Origin of the sequence: Empedobacter sp. UBA6745 (assembly GCF_002453775.1) — a bacterium.
GTDB classification, from domain to species: domain Bacteria; phylum Bacteroidota; class Bacteroidia; order Flavobacteriales; family Weeksellaceae; genus Empedobacter; species Empedobacter falsenii_C.
In genome coordinates, this window is record NZ_DKHL01000034.1 from 15,526 (window position 1) to 41,708 (window position 26,183).

Sequence of the window (26,183 nt, forward strand, 5' to 3'; positions counted from 1 at the left end):
TATATTTTGGGAAAAGAAGATTTGCAACTTTCGATAATTATTGCCGTTTACGAACGTCAAGATGAATTGACAGAATTATTGTCAAGTTTAGCGAAACAAACGGATAAGTTATTCGAAATTATTATTGTAGACGATGGTTCTCAAAATAAATTGGATACAGTTTGTGCTAAATTTGAAACTCAATTAGATCTTCATTATTATTACAAAACAAATTCAGGTCCAGGAAAATCTAGAAATTTTGGAATGGAAAAAGCGAATGGAAATTATTTCATTTTCTTAGATTCTGACACGATTATTCCTTCGACTTATATCGAATCGGTTAAAAAAGAATTGACAAGCAATTTTGTTGATGCTTTTGGTGGTCCAGATGATGCAGATGATTCGTTTACAGATTTGCAAAAAGCAATTACTTTTTCGATGACTTCTTTTTTGACAACAGGAGGAATCCGTGGAGGAAAAAAACAAATTGGTAGATTTCAGCCGCGAAGTTTTAATATGGGAATTTCTCGAAAAGCCTACGAAAAAACAGGTGGTTTTGCGGATTTACGCGTTGGAGAAGATCCAGATTTATCGATGCGTTTATGGGAAAATGGTTTTGAAACACGATTATTTCAAGATTCGAAAGTGATTCATAAACGTAGAACTTCGTTAAATAAATTTGCAAAACAAGTCTATCAATTTGGAGTTGCGCGCCCAATTCTTAATCAACGTCATCCAAATTATATCAAACCAACTTTTTGGTTTCCGAGTTTATTTTTTGTCGGAACTTTAGTTGCGTTTCTACTTTTATTGTTGAGTTTTATTCTTCCGAAACATCAATTTATACTACAAATTCCATTTGTTTTTTGGTTAATTTATATGTTTTTGATTTTTATTTTCTCGACTATTCGTTTCAAATCTGCGGTTGTAGGTTTATTATCAATTCAGACAACTTTAATTCAATTTTTCAATTATGGTTACGGATTTTTAGAAAGTCAATTCAAGTTGAATATTCTCAAACAAAATCCTAAAAAGGCTTTTCCGAGCCATTATCATATCGATTAAATATAAAAAATAAAGGTCAAGATTTCTCTTGACCTTCTTAATTTCAAAGCATTGCTTTGACATCTAACTTAAAATACTAATAAGCTCAAATTTAACATTTATTGTTGAAATTAAACTATAAATAATTTGTTATATTTTGTTAATCAGTTAGTTAAAATTATTTTTAATGATAATAACGTAATAGTTGATTAATTTTCTAAAATAGTTTATTGTATAGAAATCTATTCTATTTAAAGTTATTTAGGTTTAAAATTTTTTATTTTAACTATTTATACTTGTTCCATTCAATCTTTTCGGTTAGTTCTCTCAAATATTTCGTAATTTTGCAAACTTAAATTAGAGTAATGCGTACAAAATCGACTGGAAAAAAGAAAATTAATGTAATTACGTTAGGATGTTCTAAAAATGTATACGATTCTGAGGTGTTAATGGGACAGCTGAAAGCCAATGGGAAAGAGGTTGTACATGAGCAATCTGGAGAAATTGTGGTGATTAATACTTGTGGTTTCATTGATAATGCAAAGGAGGAAAGTGTTGATACAATTTTAGATTACGTGCAACGTAAGGAAGATGGTTTGGTGGAAAAAGTTTTCGTGACAGGATGTTTGTCAGAGCGATACAAACCAGATTTAATTGAGCAAATTCCAAATGTTGACCAATATTTTGGTACGCGCGAGTTACCATTATTGTTAAAAGCTTTAGGAGCAGATTATAAGCACGAATTGGTTGGAGAACGTTTAACAACAACTCCTCGTCATTATGCTTATCTTAAAATTGCAGAAGGTTGTGATCGTCCTTGTTCTTTCTGTGCAATTCCTTTGATGCGTGGAGGAAATGTTTCTCGTCCAATCGAAGATTTAGTTACAGAAGCTACTAAATTGGCTAAAAATGGAACGAAAGAATTAATTTTGATTGCGCAAGATTTAACGTATTATGGATTAGATATTTATAAAAAACGTGAATTAGCAACTTTATTAAAAGAGTTAGTGAAAATTGAAGAAATCGAATGGATTCGTTTGCATTACGCATTTCCAGCTGGTTTCCCAGAAGATGTTTTGGATGTAATTCGTGAAGAACCAAAAGTTTGTAATTACATTGATATTCCGTTACAACATATTTCGACGAAATTATTAAAATCTATGCGTCGTGGAACAACACACGAAAAAACGAATGATCTGTTAGATGCAATGCGTACAAAAGTTCCTGATATGGCGATTCGTACAACGTTGATTTGCGGTTATCCTGGTGAAACGGAAGAAGATTTTCAAGAAATGAAAGCGTGGGTACAAGAGCAAAAATTTGATCGTTTGGGATGTTTTACTTATTCTCACGAAGAAAATACGCATGCCTATAATTTGGAGGATGATGTTCCTGAAGAAGTAAAACAACAACGTGTTGAAGAAATTATGGAAATTCAATCTCAGATTTCGTACGATTTGAATCAAGAAAAAATTGGAAAACAATTCAGAGTAATGATTGATCGCAAAGAAGGTGAGAATTTTATTGGACGTACAGAATATGACTCGCCAGACGTTGATAACGAAGTTTTGATTTCTGCAATTGATACCTATTTACCAGTTGGTGATTTTGTAAATGTAGAGATTATAGAAGCTTACGAATTCGATTTAATTGGAAAAGTAATTGATTAATCAATTTTAGATATAACAAAAAACCACTTCGCGAGAAGTGGTTTTTTTTATATTTAATTTTTTGCGTTATTGCGACGTTTTTTCTTTAAACGATTCGTTTGAACTAATTGTTTATGTTTTGGATCTTTTAATTTATCCACTAAAACTTGTAAATGATTTTCTTCTTTTTTTGCCTTTTTAGCCATTTTTCTTGGTTTTAAATTTGATTTAAATTAATCATTATTCCTCAAGTAGTCAAACTTATTTGTTTAATTATAAAATATTTAACGTTTACTTTTTAGGTTTATCACTCATGTAGAAAGTGATTTTTCCGCCATTCACAATATCAAAATGATTCAAATTAAAAGATGAATAAGTTTTTCCGTTCAATTCTATTTTTTGGATGTAAACATTCTTCTTCGATTGATTTTTAACGTCAATTTCAAATTGTTTTCCATTTTCTAAATTCAATATAGCGTGATCAATCAACGGACTTCCAATTGCGTAATCTGTCGATCCTTGCTGAACAGGATAAAAACCTAAAGCACTAAAAATATACCACGCACTCATTTGTCCTGTATCATCATTTCCGCCCAAACCATCAGGCGTTGGCTTGTATTGCATATCCAAAATCATTCTGATTTTTTCTTGAGTCTTCCACGCTTGTCCCGCCCAATTATATAAATATGCAACATGGTGTGCCGGCTCATTTCCATGAACATAACCTCCGATTATACCTTCACGCGTAATATCTTCTGTATCTGCAAAATATTCGTCAGGTAAATGCATCGTAAATAATTCGTCCAATTTTGCTCCAAACTTCTTTTTTCCACCCATTGCTTCAATTAATCCATTTGGATTTTGAGGAACAAAAAAGCTAAAATTCCACGAATTTCCTTCAATAAAACCTTGTCCATGTGTATTTAATGGATCAAATTCTTTCTTGAAACTTCCATCCGCTAAACGAGGACGCATAAATCCAACCGAAGAATCGTAATTGTTTTTCCAATTTTCAGAACGCTTCATAAATGTTTCGTATACATCCATTCGATTCAATTTTTTAGCCGCTTGCGCAATCGACCAATCATCGAAAGCATATTCTAACGTATTCGAAATTGATGTACCATTTTTTTCTGCCGGAATATAACCTTTGTCGATATAATCGCCAATTCCTTCGTAATCGCGCTTATTTGCTGTCGCAACACAAGCATTTAACGCCGCATTAGCATCTCCATTATAAATTCCTTTTACAATTGCATCTGCGATTACTGTAACCGAATGATAACCGCTCATACACCAGTTTTCGTTGGCATAATGCGACCAAATTGGCAACATTTTGATTGGATTTTGCTCATAATGTTTCATCATCGATTTTACCATATCATTGTTGCGTTTTGGCTGAATGATATTGAACAACGGATGCAATGCACGATAGGTATCCCAAAGCGAAAAAGTGGTGTAATTTGTAAAATCTTTGGCTTGATGAATTTCTTGATCCAAACCTTTGTATTGCCCATTCACATCCATATAAGTTGTCGGATTGATGAAGGTGTGATACATCGCTGTATAGAAATTTATTTTATCATTTTCTGAAGCTTTAATCTGAATTCGATTCAATTCTTTGTTCCAATTTTCTTTTGCTTCATTGCGCACTTGTTCAAAATTCCAATGTGGAATTTCTGTTGTCAAATTTTCTAACGCATTGGTTTGACTGACTGGAGAAATCGCAAATTTAATCTTTACTTTTTCATCTTTTTCTGTATCAAAATCAAAATACATTTTGATCTTTTTTCCTTCAATTAAAGGAAAATTCTGCGTTTCGTTCCATTTACGCCAAAAGCCTTTATAATCAACTTGTCCGTCTTCATTTTTTTGTCCATAATTTTTGAATGGTTTTGAAAAAGTCATCGCAAAATAAACTGTTCTATTTCTTGCCCAACCACGTGTTTGTCTATAACCTGTAATCAATGTATCATTCACCACGCGAACATATGTCCATGTATTTTTGTCATCGTAATTATAAATTCCAGCATTCAAATCCAAAATAATATGTGAATCAACCGATTTTGGAAATGTATATTGATGAAAACCAACTCGAGTAGAAGCGGTCATTTCTGCCCAAATATTGTAATCATTCAATTTCACTTTGTAATATCCCGCTTCGGCAGTTTCATTTTGATGTGAAAATCTAGAACGATAACCACTCTCAGGATTTTGAGCAGTTCCGGGATTCAGTTTTAATTTTCCAACGGTAGGCATAATCAAAAAATCACCCAAATCAGAATGTCCTGTTCCATTAAAATGTGTATGACTAAATCCAGTTATTGTTTTATCTTCAAAACGGTAACCCGCACAATAATCATAAACTTTTGGATTGTATTTGTGATTGACAGCATAAGGAATAGAATCCGTTTCGGGGCTTAATTGTACAGCGCCAAAAGGAACAGTTGCGCCAGGGAAAGTGTGTCCCATTTTTTCTGTTCCAATCATAGGATTGACGTATTTCACTAAATTCGGTTGCTGTGCAAAAGCAAGAGAATTGAATGAAAGTAGAGCGATTACTAATTTTGTTTGCATCGATTTTTAAGTATTAATTTGAATAAAGTTAAACAAATCGAGCATAAAAAAAGGAAAGCTTTTCAACTTTCCTTTCTAATCTTTATTTTTTATAAAATCATTTCTGGAATTTCTCCTTCAATAATTAATTTTCCTTCGGTTGCATTTTTGATGTATTCCACAGAAATTCCAGGTGCTCGTTCCAATAATTTGAAACCACCTTCTGGTAAGACTTCTAAAACAGCTAATTCAGTCACGATTTTTTTGACACATTTTATTCCAGTCAAAGGAAGTGTACATTCTTTCAGAAGTTTAGATTCTCCAGCTTTGTTCACATGTTGCATCGCTACAATAATATTATCAGCCGAAGCAACCAAATCCATTGCGCCTCCCATTCCTTTCACCATTTTTCCAGGAATTTTCCAGTTGGCAATATCACCATTTTCCGAAACTTCCATTGCACCAAGAATTGTTAAATTGATTTTTCGTGCGCGAATCATTCCAAAACTCATTGCCGAATCAAAGAAAACTGAACCTGGTAAAGTTGTAATCGTTTGTTTACCCGCATTGATAAAATCAGGATCCTCTTCACCTTCGACAGGAAAAGGTCCCATTCCTAATAATCCATTCTCTGATTGTAATACAACGTTTACATTTTCGGGAATATAATTGGCAACCAACGTCGGAATTCCAATCCCTAAATTCACATAAAATCCGTCTTGTACTTCTTTTGCAATACGTTTTGCAATTCCATTTTTATCTAACATTTTTTCTTATGATTTAGGTTGAACAGTTCTATTTTCGATACGTTTTTCGTATTTCGCACCTTGAATAATTCGATTGACATAAACGCCAGGCGTATGAATTTGATTTGGATCTAATTCTCCAATTTCTACCAATTCTTCCACTTCGGCAATTGTAATTTTTCCGCACATAGCAGCCGGATGATTGAAATTTGCAGTTGCACCACGGAAAACTAAATTCCCTGCAGTATCACCTTTCCACGCTTTTACAATTGCAAAATCAGGCTCGAAAGCATATTCTAACAAATATTCTTTTTCGATTCCGTGAAACGTGAATTTTCTGATTTCTTTACCTTCAGCAACTTCAGTTCCAACTCCAGCAGGTGTAAAAATTGCAGGCATCCCATAACCAGCAGCCATCAAACGAGTAGCTAAAGTTCCTTGCGGAATCAATTCAACTTCTAATTCACCCGAAAGCATTTGACGTTCAAATTCTGCATTTTCTCCAACATAAGAAGAAATCATTTTTTTGATCTGTCGTCCTTGTAATAATAATCCCAAACCAAAATCATCAACACCAGCATTATTACTAATACAGGTAAGATTATTGATTTTTTTGTCCACTAAACCTTGAATAAGATTTTCGGGAATTCCAGAAAGTCCAAAGCCTCCAACAGCCAGCGTCATTCCGCTTTCTACACCTTGCAGTGCTTCTTCGATGCTGTTTACTTTTTTGTTTATCATTTTTGTTGTGTTTGATCGTATAAATTCTATTGCTAAAGATAAATAAAATCGAATCATAATTCAATTAACCTACAAAAATCTTGGGTTAACCTCTAAAATTTAGTTGAATTAACATGATAAATTACATTTGTTTCAAGATAATATGAAGTATGATAAAGTTGTGTAAAGCCGAGAATCGAAATTTATTTGAGAATAAATATATCAGAATTAATGCATTAAATGATGATAATTCTATTTCTGATTTTGCTTTTATTGATGATGTTGCTGTGAACGGTCAAGGTACTTATCAAAAAGTAATTAAAGAAAGTGGTTATTTGATATTGTTGCCTTTGATGAATAATATTCGCTTGAATATGAATGGTTTTAATTGGAAAATTGAAGTCAATCAATCGTTTATTTATTATTTAGAAAAAGGAACCATTATCGATATCGAAGGTGAATACAGCAACGATTATTCGTATTTCTATTCGTTGTTTTTGGTAAAAGAAAAACAGCAAATTGCTAAAATGATTGTTCCAATTGATTTTGAACGTGAAAATAGATTAGAGAAAATTATTCGCCATGATTTGTTTAATGTCTTTTTAGGAAAATTTGATTTGAGAAGAGAATCAGAAATACCAATGAAAAAAGTTGAAAGAAATTGGTTAGTCATTTCGTTAACAGGAATTTTTGAGATTCATAATCGTTTAATTGAATCAAGAGATTTATTGGAAATTAAGTCAGATGAACACGTCGAATTTGAATCGTTGAGCGAAAATTCTTTGTTAATGGTAATTGATTACTAATGCTAAAAATACATAACAAAATGGAAAGAAAAGATTTTATCAAAAATAGTTTGGGTTTATTGGGTGCAAGTTTAATTGTTCCGAAAGTTATATCGTCTTGTTCGAGCGATGATGCAATAAATGATGTTTCGACTTCGACAACAGAAGGTGGAACCAATCAATCGTGTACGGTTTGGCCAACCGAAACAGAAGGACCTTTTCCTACAAAAACTCCGTCGAGTTATATGAGAAGCGATGTAAAAGGCGACCGAACGGGTGTTGATGCGACGATAGAAATTGTGGTGCAAAATGCGAGTAACAATTGTTCTGCTGTAGAAGGAATTATCGTTGATATTTGGCATTGCGACAAAGATGGAAATTATTCTCAATATGGAGGGACGCAAATGCAACAAACCAATTATCAATCCTATAATTTTTTGAGAGGTAGACAAATCACCGATTCTGAAGGAAAAGTGAAGTTTACAAGTATTTTCCCAGGATGGTATTCAGGTCGTGCAACGCATATTCATGTACACATTTACAACGCAAATGGTGTTTCGATAAAAGTGACGCAAATTGCTTTTCCAGAAGGTACAAGTAGTGCAGTTGCAACGGTAAATTCGGCTTCGTCTTATGGTTATACAAAAGGCTTGACGGGTTATACATATAATGCAAAGGATAATGTTTTTAGTGATGATAAAGAAGGGTTGCAAATAGCAACTGTTTCAGGAAGTTTGAGTGCTGGATACACCATTTCATCCAATATTAAAGTTTCAATTTAAAAGAAAATGGAAAGAAAAGATTTTATAAAAAATAGTTTAGGATTATTAGGAGCAAGTTTAATTGTTCCAAAAGTGTTGATGAGTTGCAAAGACTCTAATGTTGTAAATGATTGTGAAGTATGGGCCTCTGAAACAGAAGGTCCATTTCCTACAAAAAAGCCAGAAGATTTTTTATCTAAAAATATAAAAGGCGATCGAACAGGAGTAGAGGCGACAATTAAAATTAATGTAACAAATGTTGATGAAAGCTGTCAACCTTTAATAGGCGCGATTGTTGATATTTGGCATTGTGATAAAGATGGAAATTATTCGCAATATGGCGGAATGCGTATGCAACCAACCGATTATAAATCATATAAATTTTTGAGAGGTAGACAAGTAACCGATGAAAATGGAAATGTTGAATTCAATTCTATTTTTCCTGGTTGGTACGAAAGTCGCGCAACGCATATCCATGTTCATATTTACGATCAAAAAGGGAAATCATTAAAAGTGACTCAAATTGCTTTTCCAGAAGGTGAAAATTCTGCTGTAAAAATTGTAAATTCAGCCAAAGAATATGGTTATACAAAAGGTTTGAATGGTTATACGTATAATGCGAATGATAATGTTTTTTCGGATGATACAGACGGAAATCAATTGGCAAAAGTGAGTGGAAGTTTAGAAAAAGGCTATACAATTGAAGCAAATATTGTAATTTCTACAGAAAATATAGAGGAAGCAAAAGAGCCGATAGGCGGAGGACCAGGAATGCCACCACCTCCAGATGGAATGCCTCCTTTTGATAGAAAACCAAAAGATGAAAACAATTAAAAAGGTTCAGTTTGCTTATCGTTTAGTGATTGATGCTACAACAACTTCAATTTGGGAGAAATATGTTTTTGATGCGACGTACAAAGAGTATTATTTGCAAGAGCAGCTTTTTCAGCAAGAAACGAATAAAGTAGAAACTTTTCGAGAATTGTTGCGCCAAAATAAAAAAGCTGAGCAATTGAATTATTTGGTGGGAATGGCGGCGATTCCGTATATCGAACAATTGGAAGGAAATTTGTATCAAATCACAGATAACTTGAACAAAACCCACCTTAATTTTGTAGATTTCGAGTTGGATATTATAAATTCATCTAATCAAAATCACACAAATCACAAGGTTGCGCTTACATTTTATACCAAACAATATTTCTATTTTGGAGAAGTGAACAATCATTATTTAATTTCTTCGGATGAAGAATTAAAAACTAATATAAAAACATTGATGATTCCAAATAGACAACATTTTTCTATTGTTTCAATTGAGTTAGAAGATGAATAAAGTAAAAATTACAAAGAGAGAAATCGTTATTTTCAGCATAGTTTCAATCATATTTCTGTTGATTCCTTTTATTGCTGCGCCAAATTTTTCGAGCGATCAATCCATTTTCAAAACAGGTTTTTTCAAGCGAATGCTTTTCGAAAACATCTTATTGTTAGTGTTCTTTTTGGTGAATTATTTTGTATTAATTCCAAAATTATATTTTCAGAAACGTTATTTTTTCTACATCGTCATTCTTATAATTTTCTTTTTTGTGGTGTATAAATTTCCAGAATGGGCGTTTCATTTCAATAAAATGCCTCCGAAAAAGCCACCTTTTGATCAATTTCAACCTCGAAAACCGCCACGTGATTTTATGATGTGGAGTCCGAAAATTATTATGTTCTCGATGATGGCGATTGTTTCACTTTTTATTCGTCAAAATAAGCGTTATCAAGAGGTGAAATATGAAAAACAATTGTCGGAAATTGCTTATTTAAGAGCGCAAATTAATCCACATTTTTTGTTCAATACGTTGAATAATATTTATGCTTTAACGCTTCAAAAGTCAGATTCTGCTTCGGATGCTGTGATGAAATTATCCAAAATGATGCGATTTGTGGTTTCGGATTCTTCCAAAGATTTTGTGCCGTTGCAACAAGATTTAGATTATATCAAGAATTATATTGAGTTACAAAAATTGAGATTAACGCACAAAGATTCTGTTATTTTTGAAGTTGAAGGAAATCCTGCGGATTTAAGAATTTCGCCATTAATTTTAATTAATTTTATCGAAAATGCATTCAAATATGGTGTAATTGATGAAGCTTCGCAACCTGTCATTATTTCGATAAAAGTTGAGCAACAAACATTATTTTTGAGAGTAGAAAATACCATTTCGAAAGAGGTAAACCCTGAAACTGAGAAAAGTGAAATTGGTTTGAAGAACACGAAAAAGAGATTAGATTATTTTTACTCAAATCATTATAAATTAGCTATTCATAATGATTTATCTAAATTTATTGTTGAACTAAAAATTTTCTTGAATGATTAAAGTAATTGCGATAGATGACGAACCGTTGGCATTGATGGTCATCGAAAATTATTGTTCTAGAAATGAATATGTTGAGTTAGTAAAAACCTTCTCAAATTTGAAAGATGCGCAGAAATATATCAATCAATTTCCAATCGATTTGATGTTTTTGGATATTCAAATTTCGCGTACAAATGGAATGGAATTTTACAAAAATATGGAGAAGAAAATTCCCGTTATTTTTACCACAGCTTTTGCGGAATATGCGGTTGATGGCTTTAATGTTGCGGCGATAGATTATTTGTTGAAACCGATAGATTACGATAGATTTGAGGAAGCGGTGAATAAAGCGGTGCTGATTTTGGTGGATAAAAAACTGAATGAAGACAAAGAGTTTTTGACGATTCGAGCTGATTACAAATTGAATAAAATCGCCTACGACGAAATTGATTTTATCGAAGGTTTGGATGATTATGTAAAAATTCATCTCGAAAATGGAAAGCGAATTACGGCTCGAATATCGATGAAATCTATTTTAGAAAAACTGCCCGATCAACTTTTTGTGCGTGTTCATCGATCTTATATTGTTTCGATAAAAAAAGTGAAATCAATTCAAAATAAAGTCTTATATTTGAAAGACGAAGAAATTCCGATTGGCGAAACGTATAAAAATGTCATTCTAGAGTTTTTCAAAGTTTAAGTTGTTAGGAAAATGGAAAAAAAAGTGATTAGTCGATTTATCGTAAACATTTTTTTTTCCAATTTTTTTTTAATTCTACTTTCTATTGCGCTCAATATCGAGACGAATATCAAAATTGGTTTACCTTTTAATTCGATTGCGTATTATGCTTTTATTAGCACCATTACGGTATTGTTTTATTTATACGCCTACAGAATTCCAAAATCTTTAAAATCATCTAGTAATCCCAGAACTCAGTTTTACATTACGCATCGTAAATCTGTTCGTATTTATACATTTATTTTAGCTGTAATCGCTTTAATTTCTGGAATTATTTTAGCGATAAATTGTTTACCGAATTACGAAATATTAACTTGGAAATGGTTGACTGTCTTATTTTTTACAACAATTTTATCCTTTGGTTATTATGATTTCAAATTAGGTATTTCGTTGCGTAAAACGATGTTGTTAAAGCCATTTTTAATTGGCTGGACTTGGGCGATTACAACTGTTTTTTTACCTGTTTTATTTTTGATGTTGAAGAATGAAACGCATTATGTCATTGATGCAAAATTCTATTTTCTATTTTCTCAAACCTTTATGTATTGCGTTGTGAATGCGATTTTGTTTGATTTGAAAGATTATGAAGATGATAGCAACCGAAATTTAAAAACCTTTGTTGTAAAATATGGTTATCATTTTACGTTAAACCGCATTATTTTGCCCTTAATATTTTTAGGATTTTTGAGTTTTGTAATCTTCGGAATATGGTATGGATTACCACTTCACCGCATTTTGTTTATGTTAATTCCGATTGTTTGTTTAGCTATTTTTGCTTTTAAACTCAATCGTCCAAAAGCCATTTTATATTATTTAATTGCGATTGATGGAATGATTTTATTGAAAGCAATTTGTGGAATTTTAAGCGTAATTTTATTCGAATAATGAACTATAATTTTATCGCGCCATATTATCATTCGTTAAGCCAGTTGATTTTTTTGAATCGTCAACATCAAGCTCATTTTGTTATTTTGAAACATTTGAAAGAGAATGATAAAATCTTGTGGGTTGGAGGAGGAGCGGGAAAATTTATCGCTGAAATAGAAAAATTAAATCTAAAATTGGAAATAGATTATGTTGATTTTTCTTCGAGAATGATTGATTTAGCCCAAAAAGAAAAAACGTCAAATTTAAATATCAATTTTATTGGTGCTGATATTTTTGATTTCGAAACGGATAAAAAATATGATGTAGTGATGACAACATTTTTGTTCGATCATTTTAATCAACCTAAAGCAGAAGAATTATTTAACCAATTAAATTCGTATTTGAAAGTAGGAGGATTGTGGTTTTATGTTGATTTTGTACAAAATCAGAAAGGTTGGCAAAAAAGTGTAACGAACGTAATGTTAAGCTTTTTTAGAATTGTTATTGGTTTGGATATTTCTCAATTACCTAAAATGCAACAAAGTTTTATGTCGTATTTTGAAATCGTCGAAAACAAACTATTTTTCAAAAAATATATAGAAAGTATTGTTTATCAGAAGAAATAAAAAAAGCGATTCAATAATTTGAATCGCTTTCATTTTACATATAATCGGTGTCTAATTTACCTTTTTTGAACTGAATAATATTCAGTTTATTCATTGCCCAAATGCATGGATACATCGGATCGAATTCCCATTTCTTAACTGCGAAATTAGGACGTCCACCAAATTTATGGTGATTGTTATGCAAACATTCTCCCCACATTAACCAGTCAATCGGCATCAAGTTTGTCGAAGTATCTCCAACATCATAATTACGGTAACCTAATTTGTGTGAAAACCAGTTGATGATTACACCATGTAGTGGGCTCATTAAAACTTGCATTGGAATGAATACAAAATACGTCCAAAGTGGTGCGTCAACAGCAACATAAATTAATATGTAAATGATTACCCAAGCTAAACGTACAGCATTATTTCCAGCAAATCTATCCCAAGAACGCCAAGAAGGAACACCTTTTTTGAATTTTTCTAAAACTTGTGTTTTATCGTGGTCAATTTCGTTGTAAACAATACGTGTTCTCCACATCATCGCAAAGAAATTTGGATCATATTGTGGCGAATGTGGATCCTTTTCTGTGTCTGCATACGCGTGATGATGTCTGTGCATAACCCCGTATGTGTAGGGACTTAGATAAGATGAACCTTGAAAAATCCACGCTAAAACGTGAAAGATTTTTTCCCAAGCTCTTGACATCGTAAACATTGCATGTGATGCATATCGGTGATGAAAAAAAGTTTGGAAAAATAAAGAAGCATACCAATGTATAACAAAGATAATGATTACTGCTGTCATTACTAATTTTAAATTTTTACAAATATAATCGTTAGGATTGTGAATTCCACTAATTAAAATCATAGAACTCATAAAATTATTGATTATTTATAATGAAAAAATTTAATTATAATTCGCTCTAATCAACTAAATTATCCATTTAATATTAGATTTTTATATGTAATTATTTAATACTAAATACGTTGATTAAATAAATGTTAAAGTTATAAACCTAAATAAGCAATTATTTCTCTTGCAACAGCTGAGCCGGCTCTATTTGCACCAATTGTAGAGGCAGATGGACCGTATCCCGTTAAATGAATTCTTGGATCTTTTGCAACTTGTGTAGCTAATTTTCCACTCATTTCAATTCCACCTTTTTCATTTTGTAAATGAAGAGGAGCAAGATGGTCCAATGAATGTCGAAATCCAATATTCCAAAAGATTACATCAGCATTTAATACCGTTCCGTCGTTCCATTTAACGCCCTTTTCTGTAATTTCATCGAACATCGGTTTTCGATCTAAAACATCTGTATGCAACAAACTTTCGATTGCAGGGGTAATAGGTAATCCAGTAACTGAAACTACCGATTGAGTAGGCAAGCCTTCTCTCACGCGTTTATCTACCATTGCTACGGCTTCTCGTCTTAATTCTTCGGTGAATTTGTTATCTCTAAAATCGGGCGGTCTTCTTGTTACCCAAGTTGTTTCGGTAACTTTTGAGATTTCGCCTAATAATTGAACGGCAGAGATTCCACCTCCCACAATAATCACATGTTGTCCAATAAATTCTTCGGCATTTTTATATTGATTGGTATGCAATTGTCTTCCTTCAAACTTTTCGATTCCAGGATAATGAGGAATATTAGGCGTTTTCCATGTTCCTGTTGCATTTACAATTCCTCTTGCACTAAATTGAACACCATTTGTTCGGATAAGAAATCGACCATTATTTTCTTCTACTTTATCAACGCGCAATGGTCTAATAATGGGAAAATCATATTCTTTTTCATACTTTTCGTAATAAGCAGGAACAGCTTTATTCGCTTGCAATTCCTTGTCTTGTATATGTACAGCTTCAGAAAAAGTCAAGCCTGGTAAATCATTAATTCCATTCACTATACTCAATGTCAACGAATCCCATCTATGTTGCCAAGCACCGCCAGCATGTGGTTCGTCATCTAAAATCACAAAACCTTTTCCGGGGTTTATTCCTCTTTTTTTGAGATGATAGGCCGCAGATAAACCAGCTTGTCCAGCACCAATCACAACGATATCAACTTTGTAAAATATTTCTGAATGATTCATAATATAAAGCTAATTAAAACTATTTGTAAATTTATGTGAAGAAATGGTTTTATTTGGGTTTCTTCTGAATGCGATATGTAAATTGTGAAACTTTACATCCCCAAAGTTTTAGTGTCTGAATTGCTCGTAAATGATTATCTTTTTCTTTTACAATTAATTGATCAGTAAACGAAGAAATAAATTGTGCCCAATAATTGTGTTTTGCATCATTCAATAAAAAGTAGAAACCAGCATCGCCAAATTGTTTTCCACTCGAATCTAAAATCAATTCATTTTCAAGACCAACGCTTGGTTTCATAATAACCGTTGCATTACCTTTTGGTAAAGGAAAAACAGCTTTGATACACGTTTTTCCAGAAGGAAGTGTACAGGTTCCGTAAATTCCCGAATAAATCACTTTACCTGAAGTTTTGAATTTTCTCAACCAAATGGTGTAAATAGTTTTATTGTTTTGCGGGTGATTTAGCGTAATAATTTCACTTACCAAATCTTCGGATTGCGCAATATTTTTTGTCGGAATATTTAATTGATTAATCCGTTGGCTAAATAATCGGTTGACCAAATAACCAAAAAATGAAAAATAAGGATTCCATTTTACATTAAATTCTAAATCGTAATTTGCTGTAGCTTCATAAAAAGCAATCACTTTTTTTGATAGATTTTCTAGCTGATGATCTGTTAAATTTAATTCATGAATAGAACTTAATAATCCTTTTGAAGTTGAATTTCGAGCGATAATTAAATTCTCTTTTTTTGCTAATTGATACATAAACTCTTCACCAATTCCGTACAATTCACCGAAAGGAGCAATCAACCACGGAAAATCAGTTGGATTAATTTTTCTTCCCCAAAGAATCACCCATTGTTGCGTAAACCAATCCTGAAATTTTTGCATTGTAAAAGCTAAATTCATCTAAATATTTTTAATTTTAGGAAGAAAAGAATTGCAATTATTCCATTGTCCATGTTCAGAAATTGGCTTAAAACGAAGAGTTGTAAATTCAAAATGAAAATCCTTTCGATTACGCTCTTTCATTGCGTTAGCATGTCTTTTTGGATCAGGCATTTTGCTATGTCCATTCACCATATCCGTCATTTCTGATTGAGATTTCCAAATCGAAAATGTCGAAATAATATTGGGATATCGAATAGAAGCCAACGAAAGTGTAGTGCCTTTGTGATCTCGAACTAACTTCTCAACAGGTCTTCCCCAGCGTAGAAAACGAGGAATTTCTGTGTATTTCATTCGTGCAATTGTTACCGCAACAACAGGCTCATTTTTCCTGTTTTCCTCCATTTTTTCTGTCGGAATTTGAAAACCAGAAATATTTCCCCATTGTCTTAAAAAATCTAATCGAACATGCCAGCCTCTCGCTAAAAGTTTACCATATGAATTATTTTTTAGAAAGTTTTCTAAAGATTTTTCATCTTCCCATTGTGCAAATACAACAATAGTTTGGTTAAAAATTCTCGTTTTCGAAAAAATAGGCGAACCTAATTTCATAGCAGACATCGTTTCGGAATGACTCAATCCAATAATTTCACTTGTTTTCAAAGGAAAAAGCATCAATTTAAAGGCTTGAAAATGACTAAGCTTTGCGATATGATAAGAGAAAACATTCATCTATGCAAAATACTATTTTAAAAATGAAAAGGTAAAGTTGTTATTAAAAATTTTGAAATATAATGTTCTGTTTGCTTAGCTGAGTTAGTTTTTATATTTTAATCATTACTTATAAAACAATTAGAAACTTCTAATCTAACTGAGAATAATTTGTACTCAGCTAAAGTACAAACGGGATACTTTATAAATAGAAAACGTATTCAACTTACGACCTTACTTACAATATCATATGAAAATAATCTGTTATTTCCAATTTAAAATTAATAAAAAGAGGTTTGGTAAATGAAAATTTATGTTATTTCTATTTTATTTATTTGAAATTTTATTTAATCCAAAAAAAAATGAAGATTATATGATTTTTCACAACTAACCTATAAAGTGTTAAAAATCATATTGATTTAAGTCATTTAAAATGAGTTTGTTTTTAATTGTATGGGACATAAGGAATTATTCTTTTTATAAAGAATTAAGTTATTTATAAATGTCTGTATTTGATAAATATCATCATGTCTTCCTATTATACTTTGTAGTTTTAAGTTGGTTTAATTAATAAAAAAATTATGAAAAAAGTTTTACTTGCTATTGCATTTGCTGCACCCTCAGTATTTGTTTTGGCTCAGGTAGGTATTGGAACTAATGATCCTAAAGCGACATTAGATGTTACAGCAGTTAATTCAACAGGAACTTTAGAAACTGTAGAAGGTGTTTTAATTCCAAGAGTTGATAGAGAGAGAGCACAATCGATGCTTAATGTAGATAAGTCTACAATGGTTTTTATTAATAATATTAGTACAGGTTCTCAGACAGGTACAGCTGTTAATATAAATGCAGAAGGTTTTTATTATTTTGATGGCCTTGTTTGGGTTAAATTATCTTCTGGAAATGGGAATTCAGGATTCTTTTACATGCCTTCTATTGTATTACCTACAGTGGTAACAGACAGTAGAGTAGTAGATACATCAAATTTGTCGTATACTTATGATAATACAACGTCTATTTTTACAGTAAAGTTACACGATTTGTATCAACAACAATTTAAAACTCCGATTGCAACTAGTACGACAAGCAATGGTCTTCAAGAGATTGTATTAAAAGCAGATCATTATGAATATTTTGTAACATATGCAGATAATACTGTTTTTACAGATATAAAAGTAGATGATAATGGAATTCTTACATACAAAGTAACGCCTAATGCTATTATTAGAAATGGTTCTTTTATGAATATTGTGCTAAAGGTTAAGTAGTTAATAGGGGTTAATGATTCGTTGAATCTTTAGAAATTACAATATGGAATTAAATATAAAAAAGAATCTTATAGGTTTACTTGCGTTGTTTGCTTTACAACAAACTAATGCACAAATCATCTTTAAAGAAGATTTTGGACAATCAACTACACGAAAATCATCTCCTTATGTACCACAAGCTGGTAATGATTTAAATTTAGAAGTTTCACCTTATACATGTACACCTTATTATAGGGCTGCAACATCATATTACGTCGCTGCAACAAGACCAACTTGTAAGGATAATCCTATCGGTACACCTGCAAGCAACTATGGATTAACTAATTATAATGGATGGCTAAAAAATATCAGTGATGGTTATTATGTTGTAGTCGCACCAGCTAATTTGAAAGATGTATTTGATAATGGTACAGCTGGAACTGGAAGTTGGTGGTTAAGTGTTTCGGATCATACAGCCAATACAAATGGAGCTGTAATGGTTGTTAATGCTGGTACGATAAGAAATCAGTATTATCGCAGAGCTGTTACCCTGAAAACAGGTACAACATACAAATTATCAGCTTGGGTAATGGGTAATGGTAGTAGTGTATTTGACCTTAAAATGGAGGCGCAAAATATTCTTACAGAACAGCTTCTAGGTAGTAATTTAACTGGGAATAATCAAAAGACTTTGAAATTAAGTGAAGCCAATAAATGGGAACAGTTATTTTGGACTTTTACTACACCGACTGATCAAAATTGTAATACAGATATCGCTGTTTCTTTAAGAAATAACTATACGACGAGTGAAACAGGAAATGATTTTTATATAGATGACATCGTTTTAGAAGAAGTTGTTGATCCTTCGGCTGATATAATAGATTGTAATCCACAAAATGGAGTTATTGATGATATTATCAAAGCGAATGATGATGCTATCACAACCACATTAGAGGGAGGAGTATATTCAATCATTGGTAATGATTCGTATTCTAAAGTTGTAGGAAGTATTGTTTTGAATGGAACAGGTAAAAATTCATCTATAATTCCATTGGGTACTTGGCCTACAGGTTATTCAATTGATACAAATGGGCAATTAGTAATTGCAGCAAATGCTCCAGCATTAACTAATCCGTTAGAATATCAAATTACAAATTTGTTAGGCGTATCTTCAATTGCAAAAATTACAGTAAAACAGGATTTAGGCGTATCTATTAAAGGAAATACTGATGTTTATGATTGGGTTGCTGGCCCTAAAACATATTCAACTGTTAGTTCAAATGATATTTATAATGGAGGTATAGCTGGACAAGGATTTATTTTTTCTGGAATAGAACAGAATGCTAAGATCTCTCCAAAAGGAACTTGGCCTAATGGAATTAGTTTGAATACTACAACAGGAGAAATTACTACTACAGCTGCCGCAGTGAAACCAACAGGTGCTATTTATTATACACTATGTAATATGGTTGGTGTTTGTCAAGATATTGCTGTTACTTTTTTGGGAAGTGAATCTCCTTATTCTGGTTGGGATCCAGGGAGTATTTTTGTAGAAAATTCTGGGGTATGTTATAATTCTAGTGCGAAAATTGTAGAACAAAATGCAGGTGGAGGTAGTTCTACACCATTTTCTTTAGTTGGTAGAAAATATAGTTGGGAAATTAGTTTTGATAAAGGAGTAACTTGGACTAATTCTGATAATATGCTAAATATTACACCTCCGTCAGGTGAGAGTAGTGGTGAGTCAACCATAGGATCAATTGGAAGTATAAAAGTTGATGGCAAAAATTCGATAATCGTAGAAAATGTAACAAAACCTTTTTATGTAAGACGAAAAGCAAATATCTATCATACCTTAGCGGTAAGTAGATTTGATAGTTATACAGCTCCTGTATTGGTTATACCATCTGAAGAGAATACAATTACTCTACCTGATAATATCAATGCTTTTGCAGCAGAACAAGGAACAAGTTTTACTTTTCCTACTGTGTCAACAAAATTCCCTTCTACCATTACAGTTTATGATGCTGATGGTAAAAAAGTTGATGGAAATACAGTTTCAAATCTTAAGAAAGGAGAATATTCTTATACAATAGAAGCGACTACTACAGGTGGAGCTAGAGTAGGATGTAATACATATACAACGATAAAATTGATTGTTTATGATTTAAAAGATTGTGATATTGTTAAGAAAAAGATTTTTGCAACAGATGTTAGAGATTGGAGTTCTGGATTAAGTGGTGTTGCTAATAAAGAAAAAGCAGTAAATGGAAACCGTGCTGATTATGCAACAATTATTGGAGGTGTTGTTGTTTTGGGAATTGGTACTGTAGGTGTAGATTTATATTTTACAAAATTATCTGATCCAAATGATCCAAAATCTAAACGTGTTTTATATACGGCTGAAGAGTTAAAAGGAAAAAAAGTATCCATAAAATTAGGTGAACAATATTCTGGACTTAAAGTCGCTGGAGGTTTATCGGTAGTAGGGCGATATACTAGTGCTACTGATCCAAATGATATTGGATTAACAAGCGGTATCCCAATAGGCATTACAAATGAGAATGCAGGAACGTCGTTTGGTGTAAAAGGAGGCGTATTAGATTTATTGAAAGGAGATAATGTATTCGATTTTTCTTTTATTCCTGCCAAAAGCAATGGTACTCATGTAGCTTATAATGGGGTTCGTGTACAATTAGGTTCTTTACTTTCTGTAGCTGATTTGGCTACTGTCTTCCATGCATATATAGAAGAAGAGGAACTTGTAACCGATCCAAATTATAAACCGCTAGGCGATATTACTGTCAACCCACCTTCATCATTACTTTATCCAACGGAACAAAAAGATATAGATGGAACAGATTTAACAGGTATCAAAAATGTAGATATTAAGTTGAATGAATTTACACATGATGTCACTTGGGGTAACCGTTCAGAAGTGTTGAATGTTGCAAGTAGTTTATCTTCTGTAGTACATCCTTATTATGCTGTAGATGATAATTATGATAGTTACACCTTATTTAATGCAACGGCAGGGGTGTTGAATCAACAATTTTTACGTACACATTTGAGACAAGCTGCTCGACCTGGAGATCAAATTCAAGTAACATTGGCTTATCCAAATATTAATGTCTTAAACTTGAGTTTATTACAATTAGGAAATTTTAAAATTGTTTATTATTTAGGTGATACAAAAGTAGGAGAAGAGAATATGGAGAAATTTAGAATTTTAGATATAGGTTTGTTTAACTTTAAAAATAAACGTAGAGCTGTAATATCTAAACCAATTACAATCCCATTCGATTCTTTCGAAATTCAGCAATTTAATACGGTTTCTGTAAACTTAGGAGATGGTTTACATGTTCATGATATTCGTGTTGCGCCAATGATGTTATTCGAAGGACAAGAAGATTCAAAAGAAGTGACAAAAATTTGTGCAGCAGACTTTTTAGCAATTAAAAGTCCCGATTTTTGTACAGAATATGAAATTTCTTTTGCAAAAGTAGTTAAGTTTGGTGGTATTTATACGCTTCCTGACGAAGATGAGGATCCGGATAATAATTTACCTTTATTAGATAAAGATGGAAATCCAATCAAAGAAATTTTAGAGGTAGAAGATATTCTAAATTCTCAGTTAAAATATAGTCATTCAGGAGCAGGAGTTATGTATTATAACATAGACAGATTATATACAGAATTCGAAAATGAAGGAATTATTCTTGTTAAAGTGCAAACTAAACGACAAGGAGTAAATTATGGTAATCCACAATATTTAAGAGTAAAGCTTCAAAATTGTCAAGAAGCTTTAGTTAATCCAGTTATTAGATTATCTAATTAAATTTAAAAATTGATCATAAAAAATCCAGACATATCGTCTGGATTTTTTTATAATTTATATAAGTCTGGATTATTTATTTGATGAGATTCTGAAACGAGTTCAAGATGACATTTAGTAAATGCAATTATGTTAATAATAACGTATAAGTTAAGCTGAATTATCCTTTGATTTTGCTCAGGAGGCTTGATTTGTCAGTCAGAGTGACGTTTGCAAAACGTTGTATCGAAGACTTAGACGATAAATATACATAATTCCCTTCTTGAATGGAGTTAGTGGAGCTTAGGTAAAATTGTTACAAGTTGATAATAATTATATGTTCATTTTTATTCATGAGTTATTATTGTTTTTAAATGAATTCATATGCCCTTCGGGGAAGTCTTGACACAAAAACATTTATCTTTCGTTTTACACCACATCAAATCAATTTTTCCATTTGGGATAATAATTCCTTTATCTATCTCTGCGACATTCGTCAAAGTCGAAAACGCATAGACAAAGTCGACTAAATCAGTATCTGGCTTTTTAAAATGAAAATTAAGCGGGTTCATTGTCGCAAGTTGGTATTTTATCTGGTTCTATTTTATTAAAAGCAATCCCATAATCATTCCTATCGCTCCATCTCCGCCTTTTTGATAGCGTAGGAATTGTAAGTCCTCCTTCGCAAGATTAAATTTTCGCGAAATTTCTTCGTCAACGTGACCGTAGATAAAATTTTGCAGAGATTCTTTGGAAACGTCTAATCTTTTTTCAATTCCGATTGTAATATTACCATATATTAATTCTTGCAAATCGTTTTGATTGATCTTACATTTTAGGGCTATGTTACTGATGTTCATATTGTATATTGCTTTTGGATAAACTATTTCGTGATATTGGCTAATATACTAATTTCAAAATGATTGGTATTTCTGAAATTGAATTGTTTTTTTTGATGTGTTTTCTCTTCGAGAACGGTTTTTTTGTGATTGAGAATGAGTATTAAGTATTATTACAGATTAGATTCTTGAATTGTAAAAAGTAAAAAGTAGATTTTAGATATTAGTATTGAGAGGATTGTAAAATGTTAAGATGTAAAATGTATAAAGTCGTATGTAAAATGTACTAAAATAACAAAACGTTAAGCTGAATTCATTTCAGTTTCGCATAAAATTTGTTCGTTTATATTCTATCCAAAACATTGATTTGTACAAGAATTATCAATCTTAGTCATATTTTTTATACACAAAAGTCGGGAGAATAGAACTTCCGACTTTTGTGTTGGTTTACCTTTACTTTTAGGCAAGATTTTTTTTGAAAAATGGAATTATTTTGTCCAAAGCCTGAGAAGTGTATTCGGGAATATCGTATAAATCATAATGACTTGCTCCTGAAACAACCTGAATACTTTTATCTTTTGAGGCTGCTTTATTGAACAGCTCATAACCGTCTCTATACGAACCAAATGCTCCGACCTTATCTCCAATCACAATATGTAAAGGCTGTGTTAGTAAATGGTCTGCTAAATGAAAAGCATCAAACGCAACTGCGGGAGCTAATCCTGAAAACAACAGTTTATTGGGAGAATTGGGGTGCTGTCCTCTTGGAGTGGTATAGTAATCAACCGCTTCTACGATATCAATATCGTTTAATCCTGCCTGTATTCTTGCGTCTTCATTTGGGGCTACATAAACGGTAATCAATGGTTCTGCTCCGTTAGCTTCTGCTGTACGCTGGTCTGCAATGGTTTCTAATGTTTTGATTGCTGCATCGGCAGAAAGGTCGCCTTCACGCATCAATCGACCATAATTGGCACCTACAACAGTCACTACCGCCTTAAATCTTCTTTCGGTCATCGCTGCATTGGCAGCATAACCTCCGCCACCACAAACACCCAAAACACCGATTTTATTCTTGTCTACAAAAGCAAGTGTAGTTAGATAATCTACTGCACAACGGAAATCCTCTACACGGGTAGAAGGGTCTTCTAAAAATCTGGGCTCACCACCGCTTTCGCCCTGATGTGAGGCATCAAAAGCTAATGTAACAAAACCTGCATCAGCTAATGCTTTACCATATATATTACCTGCGGTTTGTTCCTTGCAACTGCTGATTGGGTGTGCACAAACTATGGCAGGATATTTTTGATTTTCGTCAAAGTTTTCTGGGAATTGAAGGATTGCTGCAACTTCCCAATTTTTGTTTTTGAATTTTACCGTTTTCATTCTTGTAATTTTTAAAATTATCTGATGAGACAAAGTTCATTAATGTTATACGGTAGGTTCTTAAACATTTTACCTTAATGCTTCAACAATTTACTGATTACGGAAAAGAGTAGGGGAAATACCTGTTTCTTTTTTGAAAAATGTTGTAAAATAAGAAGGATACTCAAATCCTAAGCTATACGCTATTTCGCTTATAGTATGCGAAGTGTTTCTTAATTTGGTTTTCGCAATCTGAATGATATGCTGATGAATATGTTCCTGTGGAGAATTACCCGTAAAATGCTTGATTAAATCGCCAAAATAATTGGAAGATAAATTAGCTAATTCCGAAAAATAGGAAACATTAGGCATCTTTATTTCTTGCGAATTGTCGTAATAGTTCTCTAAATTTTTATAGAAATCTGAAACGGTTTTGTTGTATAATTCTTTTCGGGAATCGAACTGACGGTTGTAAAAATTCTGAATATAAGAAAGAATTAGAGAAGCATAGGAAACTACAATGTCTTTCGAAAAATTTTGGCTTCGGTTGTATTCCGTAAATGCTTTTTGAAACAAATCGGTTATAATTTTTTCTTCTTCTTTTGTGATGAAAAGTCCTTCGTGATTACCGTAATGTGTGAAACTGTATGTTCTTGCTATTTTCTTAAAGAGGCTCGAATCAATTAAAATGTGATAGCCCGAAATGGGGTTGTCGATATCCCATTGGATAATATCATCGGGTTGGTCGAGGTAAACAAAGGATTCTGCAGGATCAAATTCGGTTTGTCCATAAAAAATAGTCTTATCGAAATTGAGCTTAATAGCCAATAGGTAGAAATCAATCTGAATGGGGGCTGATTGTTTTCGAATATTGGGGTGCATATCGTAATCTGTCAGATGTATTTGATGATTCTTAACGCCTTTTATATTGGTGTATTCTGCAAACTCTTGTATGTTGTATTTCTTCTCCAAATCCGTTCGATGTTTTATTTACAAATTTCAGAAAATAATACATGTGTATTCTTTAAATTTTTACGGATTTTCTTTTAGTTTTTACAGCAGTTTGTTGAGTGTACGATATAATATGTATTAAGTAGATATGAGTATTGAGAGGATGGTATAATGTAGTAAGTAGATATTAGAATTGAGATTTTAGATGTGAGAATAGAGATTTTAGAGTTGTACTATGTATTATGTAAAAAGTAGTATCTGATTGGAAATGTCATTGAGCATTCTAAGATAAATCCAAATTTTTAAGCACTTAATTTCACAAAAGGTTCATCTCTTTTTACCACAGCAAATATTCTAAGTACAATTTTGTTTGCTACAGCATTAAGAATGGTTAATTTATGTTTCCCTTTTTCAATCTTATTGAGATAATAGTTTCTCAATTGTGGATCGTGTTGTATAGCTGATCCAGCAGCATTAAACAAAATAGCTTTAAGAGTTTTATCTCTAAGAAAATGTGTTTTGGTTCGCCCTTTTATACTGCTTCCTGATTGATATGGAAACGGTGCTAAACCACAATGACAATTGAATTTGCGCGCATCAGTAAACTTCATAAAATTATCCGTTTCAATAATACATTTCAATGCAGTAATGGGACCTACACCAATTATTCCAGTAATTTTTTTGTATGAAAGATTTAATTCATCTATAGATTTCAACATATCCATCATCTCTTTTTCTAAAGTCTTGATCGTTTTTTCAATGATATTTAATTGTTGATTTTCAAGTCTAATTAGCTTTTTTATATCCACTTTCGTTGCTAAAATCTCTTCGGCTTTCAAACTGTTTTTAATCTGTACAGCAATTTTTACATAACGTTCTCTGGCTGTCATTAATACTTTTAATTTCCGTAAACCTTCACTTGGAAGTTTAAATGGGCTTAATTTATGTTTATTCCCAATGGTATACTCTGCGATTCTGTAAGCATCAACAACATCAGATTTCCCACGCTGAATGCCCAACGAACGCTGGAGATCTAAGGGATTGATTATATAATAAACAAATTTTGAATCTTCCAAAATCCAGGCTAATAGGGCTCCGTAGTGACCTGTGTGCTCAAAACTGATTATTGTATTTTTAACATCAAAATCTCCTAACCACTTCAGTATAGCTTTTTCTTCATTAGCAATGGTTCCTTTATCAATTTTTAAATGACTCTCTACATCCAAGATGCAATAATCAAGTGTATCTCTAGATACGTCAATACCAATTACATTTTTTTTCATAAATTTAGATTTAGGAAAATAACTCTGGCAACCAATTGGTTTTATTGCTAACGCTATTAATAAGCCTCGATGCTTCACATTCTAAATGGCACTATAAACCAAAGAGGGAAATAGGACTAATGCTCAGTATAAACCTTGCTGTTTAAGAGCCGAACTAGTTCACCTATTCCCTCTGGTTGTTCAGA

Annotated in this window: 24 protein-coding genes; 12 read left to right on the plus strand and 12 right to left on the minus strand. The window is 32.2% G+C overall.

Translation table 11 applies throughout. The features are described from left to right. The first annotated feature begins 6 nt into the window (after positions 1–6). Both B4H69_RS10385 and rimO read left to right on the plus strand, forming a co-directional pair. The gene (locus tag B4H69_RS10385; protein ID WP_291093864.1) at positions 7–1,044 is read left to right on the plus strand and encodes a glycosyltransferase; all 1,038 of its coding nucleotides are present in this window, start codon (positions 7–9) and stop codon (positions 1,042–1,044) included. A gap of 344 nt (positions 1,045–1,388) precedes the next feature. Then, on the plus strand, positions 1,389–2,693 hold the full coding sequence (rimO, locus tag B4H69_RS10390) for a 30S ribosomal protein S12 methylthiotransferase RimO (protein ID WP_291093866.1): 1,305 nt from the start codon (positions 1,389–1,391) through the stop codon (positions 2,691–2,693). Between the two features lie 53 nt (positions 2,694–2,746). Here rimO and B4H69_RS10395 read toward each other — a convergent pair whose 3' ends face one another. The 4 genes from B4H69_RS10395 to B4H69_RS10410 form a co-directional block, all read right to left on the minus strand. Next, positions 2,747–2,878, minus strand: coding sequence for a hypothetical protein (locus B4H69_RS10395; RefSeq protein WP_257468234.1), 132 nt, complete (start codon positions 2,876–2,878; stop codon positions 2,747–2,749). A gap of 85 nt (positions 2,879–2,963) precedes the next feature. Next, entirely contained in the window at positions 2,964–5,249 is a 2,286-nt protein-coding gene (locus B4H69_RS10400; RefSeq protein ID WP_291093868.1) for a GH92 family glycosyl hydrolase, read from the minus strand. Positions 5,250–5,338: 89 nt separating this feature from the next. Then, entirely contained in the window at positions 5,339–5,995 is a 657-nt protein-coding gene (locus tag B4H69_RS10405; protein ID WP_291093870.1) for a 3-oxoacid CoA-transferase subunit B, read from the minus strand. A 6-nt stretch (positions 5,996–6,001) separates the two neighbouring features. After that, positions 6,002–6,715 (minus strand): CoA transferase subunit A, encoded by a 714-nt coding sequence (locus tag B4H69_RS10410; RefSeq protein ID WP_038331757.1) that lies wholly within the window; start codon positions 6,713–6,715, stop codon positions 6,002–6,004. 149 nt (positions 6,716–6,864) lie between these two features. Here B4H69_RS10410 and B4H69_RS10415 point away from each other — a divergent pair, with 149 nt between their 5' ends. The 8 genes from B4H69_RS10415 to B4H69_RS10450 are packed head-to-tail and all read left to right on the plus strand — an operon-like array spanning position 6,865 to position 12,817. Next, a complete protein-coding gene (locus B4H69_RS10415; RefSeq protein ID WP_180904552.1) occupies positions 6,865–7,500 on the plus strand; it encodes a hypothetical protein in 636 nt (211 codons plus the stop codon). 20 nt (positions 7,501–7,520) lie between these two features. Continuing rightward, positions 7,521–8,261, plus strand: a complete 741-nt coding sequence (locus B4H69_RS10420; RefSeq protein ID WP_115002068.1) for an intradiol ring-cleavage dioxygenase — start codon at positions 7,521–7,523, stop codon at positions 8,259–8,261. 6 nt (positions 8,262–8,267) lie between these two features. After that, complete coding sequence (locus tag B4H69_RS10425) at positions 8,268–9,074, plus strand: intradiol ring-cleavage dioxygenase (RefSeq protein ID WP_180904551.1); 807 nt, start codon at positions 8,268–8,270, stop codon at positions 9,072–9,074. Beyond that, the gene (locus B4H69_RS10430) at positions 9,061–9,573 is read left to right on the plus strand and encodes a hypothetical protein (protein WP_180904550.1); all 513 of its coding nucleotides are present in this window, start codon (positions 9,061–9,063) and stop codon (positions 9,571–9,573) included. Before B4H69_RS10425 ends, B4H69_RS10430 begins: the two co-directional genes overlap by 14 nt. Further along, positions 9,566–10,606 (plus strand): sensor histidine kinase, encoded by a 1,041-nt coding sequence (locus B4H69_RS10435; protein WP_180904549.1) that lies wholly within the window; start codon positions 9,566–9,568, stop codon positions 10,604–10,606. Before B4H69_RS10430 ends, B4H69_RS10435 begins: the two co-directional genes overlap by 8 nt. Continuing rightward, the gene (locus tag B4H69_RS10440; protein ID WP_291093874.1) at positions 10,599–11,285 is read left to right on the plus strand and encodes a LytR/AlgR family response regulator transcription factor; all 687 of its coding nucleotides are present in this window, start codon (positions 10,599–10,601) and stop codon (positions 11,283–11,285) included. Before B4H69_RS10435 ends, B4H69_RS10440 begins: the two co-directional genes overlap by 8 nt. 12 nt (positions 11,286–11,297) lie before the next feature. Further along, positions 11,298–12,209 carry a hypothetical protein gene (locus B4H69_RS10445; RefSeq protein ID WP_291093875.1) on the plus strand — a complete coding sequence of 304 codons (912 nt, stop codon included), beginning with the start codon at positions 11,298–11,300 and terminating at the stop codon, positions 12,207–12,209. Further along, positions 12,209–12,817, plus strand: coding sequence for a class I SAM-dependent methyltransferase (locus tag B4H69_RS10450; RefSeq protein WP_291093877.1), 609 nt, complete (start codon positions 12,209–12,211; stop codon positions 12,815–12,817). The genes B4H69_RS10445 and B4H69_RS10450 overlap by 1 nt, the downstream gene beginning before the upstream one ends. A 34-nt stretch (positions 12,818–12,851) precedes the next feature. On the opposite strand, the gene B4H69_RS10455 is transcribed toward B4H69_RS10450, so the two are convergent. The 4 genes from B4H69_RS10455 to B4H69_RS10470 form a co-directional block, all read right to left on the minus strand. Continuing rightward, the gene (locus B4H69_RS10455) at positions 12,852–13,607 is read right to left on the minus strand and encodes an acyl-CoA desaturase (protein ID WP_038331764.1); all 756 of its coding nucleotides are present in this window, start codon (positions 13,605–13,607) and stop codon (positions 12,852–12,854) included. A 203-nt stretch (positions 13,608–13,810) separates the two neighbouring features. Next, positions 13,811–14,896, minus strand: coding sequence for an NAD(P)-binding domain-containing protein (locus B4H69_RS10460; protein WP_291093879.1), 1,086 nt, complete (start codon positions 14,894–14,896; stop codon positions 13,811–13,813). 49 nt (positions 14,897–14,945) lie between these two features. After that, the gene (locus B4H69_RS10465) at positions 14,946–15,809 is read right to left on the minus strand and encodes a hypothetical protein (RefSeq protein ID WP_180904544.1); all 864 of its coding nucleotides are present in this window, start codon (positions 15,807–15,809) and stop codon (positions 14,946–14,948) included. After that, a complete protein-coding gene (locus B4H69_RS10470; protein ID WP_180904543.1) occupies positions 15,810–16,520 on the minus strand; it encodes a hypothetical protein in 711 nt (236 codons plus the stop codon). Between the two features lie 560 nt (positions 16,521–17,080). On the opposite strand from B4H69_RS10470, the gene B4H69_RS10475 reads away from it, so the two are divergent. Continuing rightward, complete coding sequence (locus B4H69_RS10475; RefSeq protein WP_180904542.1) at positions 17,081–17,767, plus strand: hypothetical protein; 687 nt, start codon at positions 17,081–17,083, stop codon at positions 17,765–17,767. Positions 17,768–17,810: 43 nt separating this feature from the next. Further along, complete coding sequence (locus B4H69_RS10480; RefSeq protein ID WP_291093882.1) at positions 17,811–21,584, plus strand: carbohydrate binding domain-containing protein; 3,774 nt, start codon at positions 17,811–17,813, stop codon at positions 21,582–21,584. 575 nt (positions 21,585–22,159) lie between these two features. Here the strand turns inward: B4H69_RS10480 and B4H69_RS10485 are convergent. From B4H69_RS10485 to B4H69_RS10500, 4 genes are all read right to left on the minus strand, one after another. Beyond that, positions 22,160–22,420, minus strand: coding sequence for a hypothetical protein (locus tag B4H69_RS10485; protein WP_280046248.1), 261 nt, complete (start codon positions 22,418–22,420; stop codon positions 22,160–22,162). A gap of 438 nt (positions 22,421–22,858) precedes the next feature. Beyond that, the gene (locus tag B4H69_RS10490) at positions 22,859–23,785 is read right to left on the minus strand and encodes an alpha/beta hydrolase (protein WP_280046249.1); all 927 of its coding nucleotides are present in this window, start codon (positions 23,783–23,785) and stop codon (positions 22,859–22,861) included. Positions 23,786–23,875: 90 nt separating this feature from the next. Then, the gene (locus B4H69_RS10495) at positions 23,876–24,736 is read right to left on the minus strand and encodes a helix-turn-helix domain-containing protein (RefSeq protein ID WP_280046250.1); all 861 of its coding nucleotides are present in this window, start codon (positions 24,734–24,736) and stop codon (positions 23,876–23,878) included. Positions 24,737–25,017: 281 nt separating this feature from the next. Then, positions 25,018–25,998, minus strand: a complete 981-nt coding sequence (locus tag B4H69_RS10500; RefSeq protein WP_280046252.1) for an IS110 family transposase — start codon at positions 25,996–25,998, stop codon at positions 25,018–25,020. Positions 25,999–26,183 lie beyond the last annotated feature (185 nt).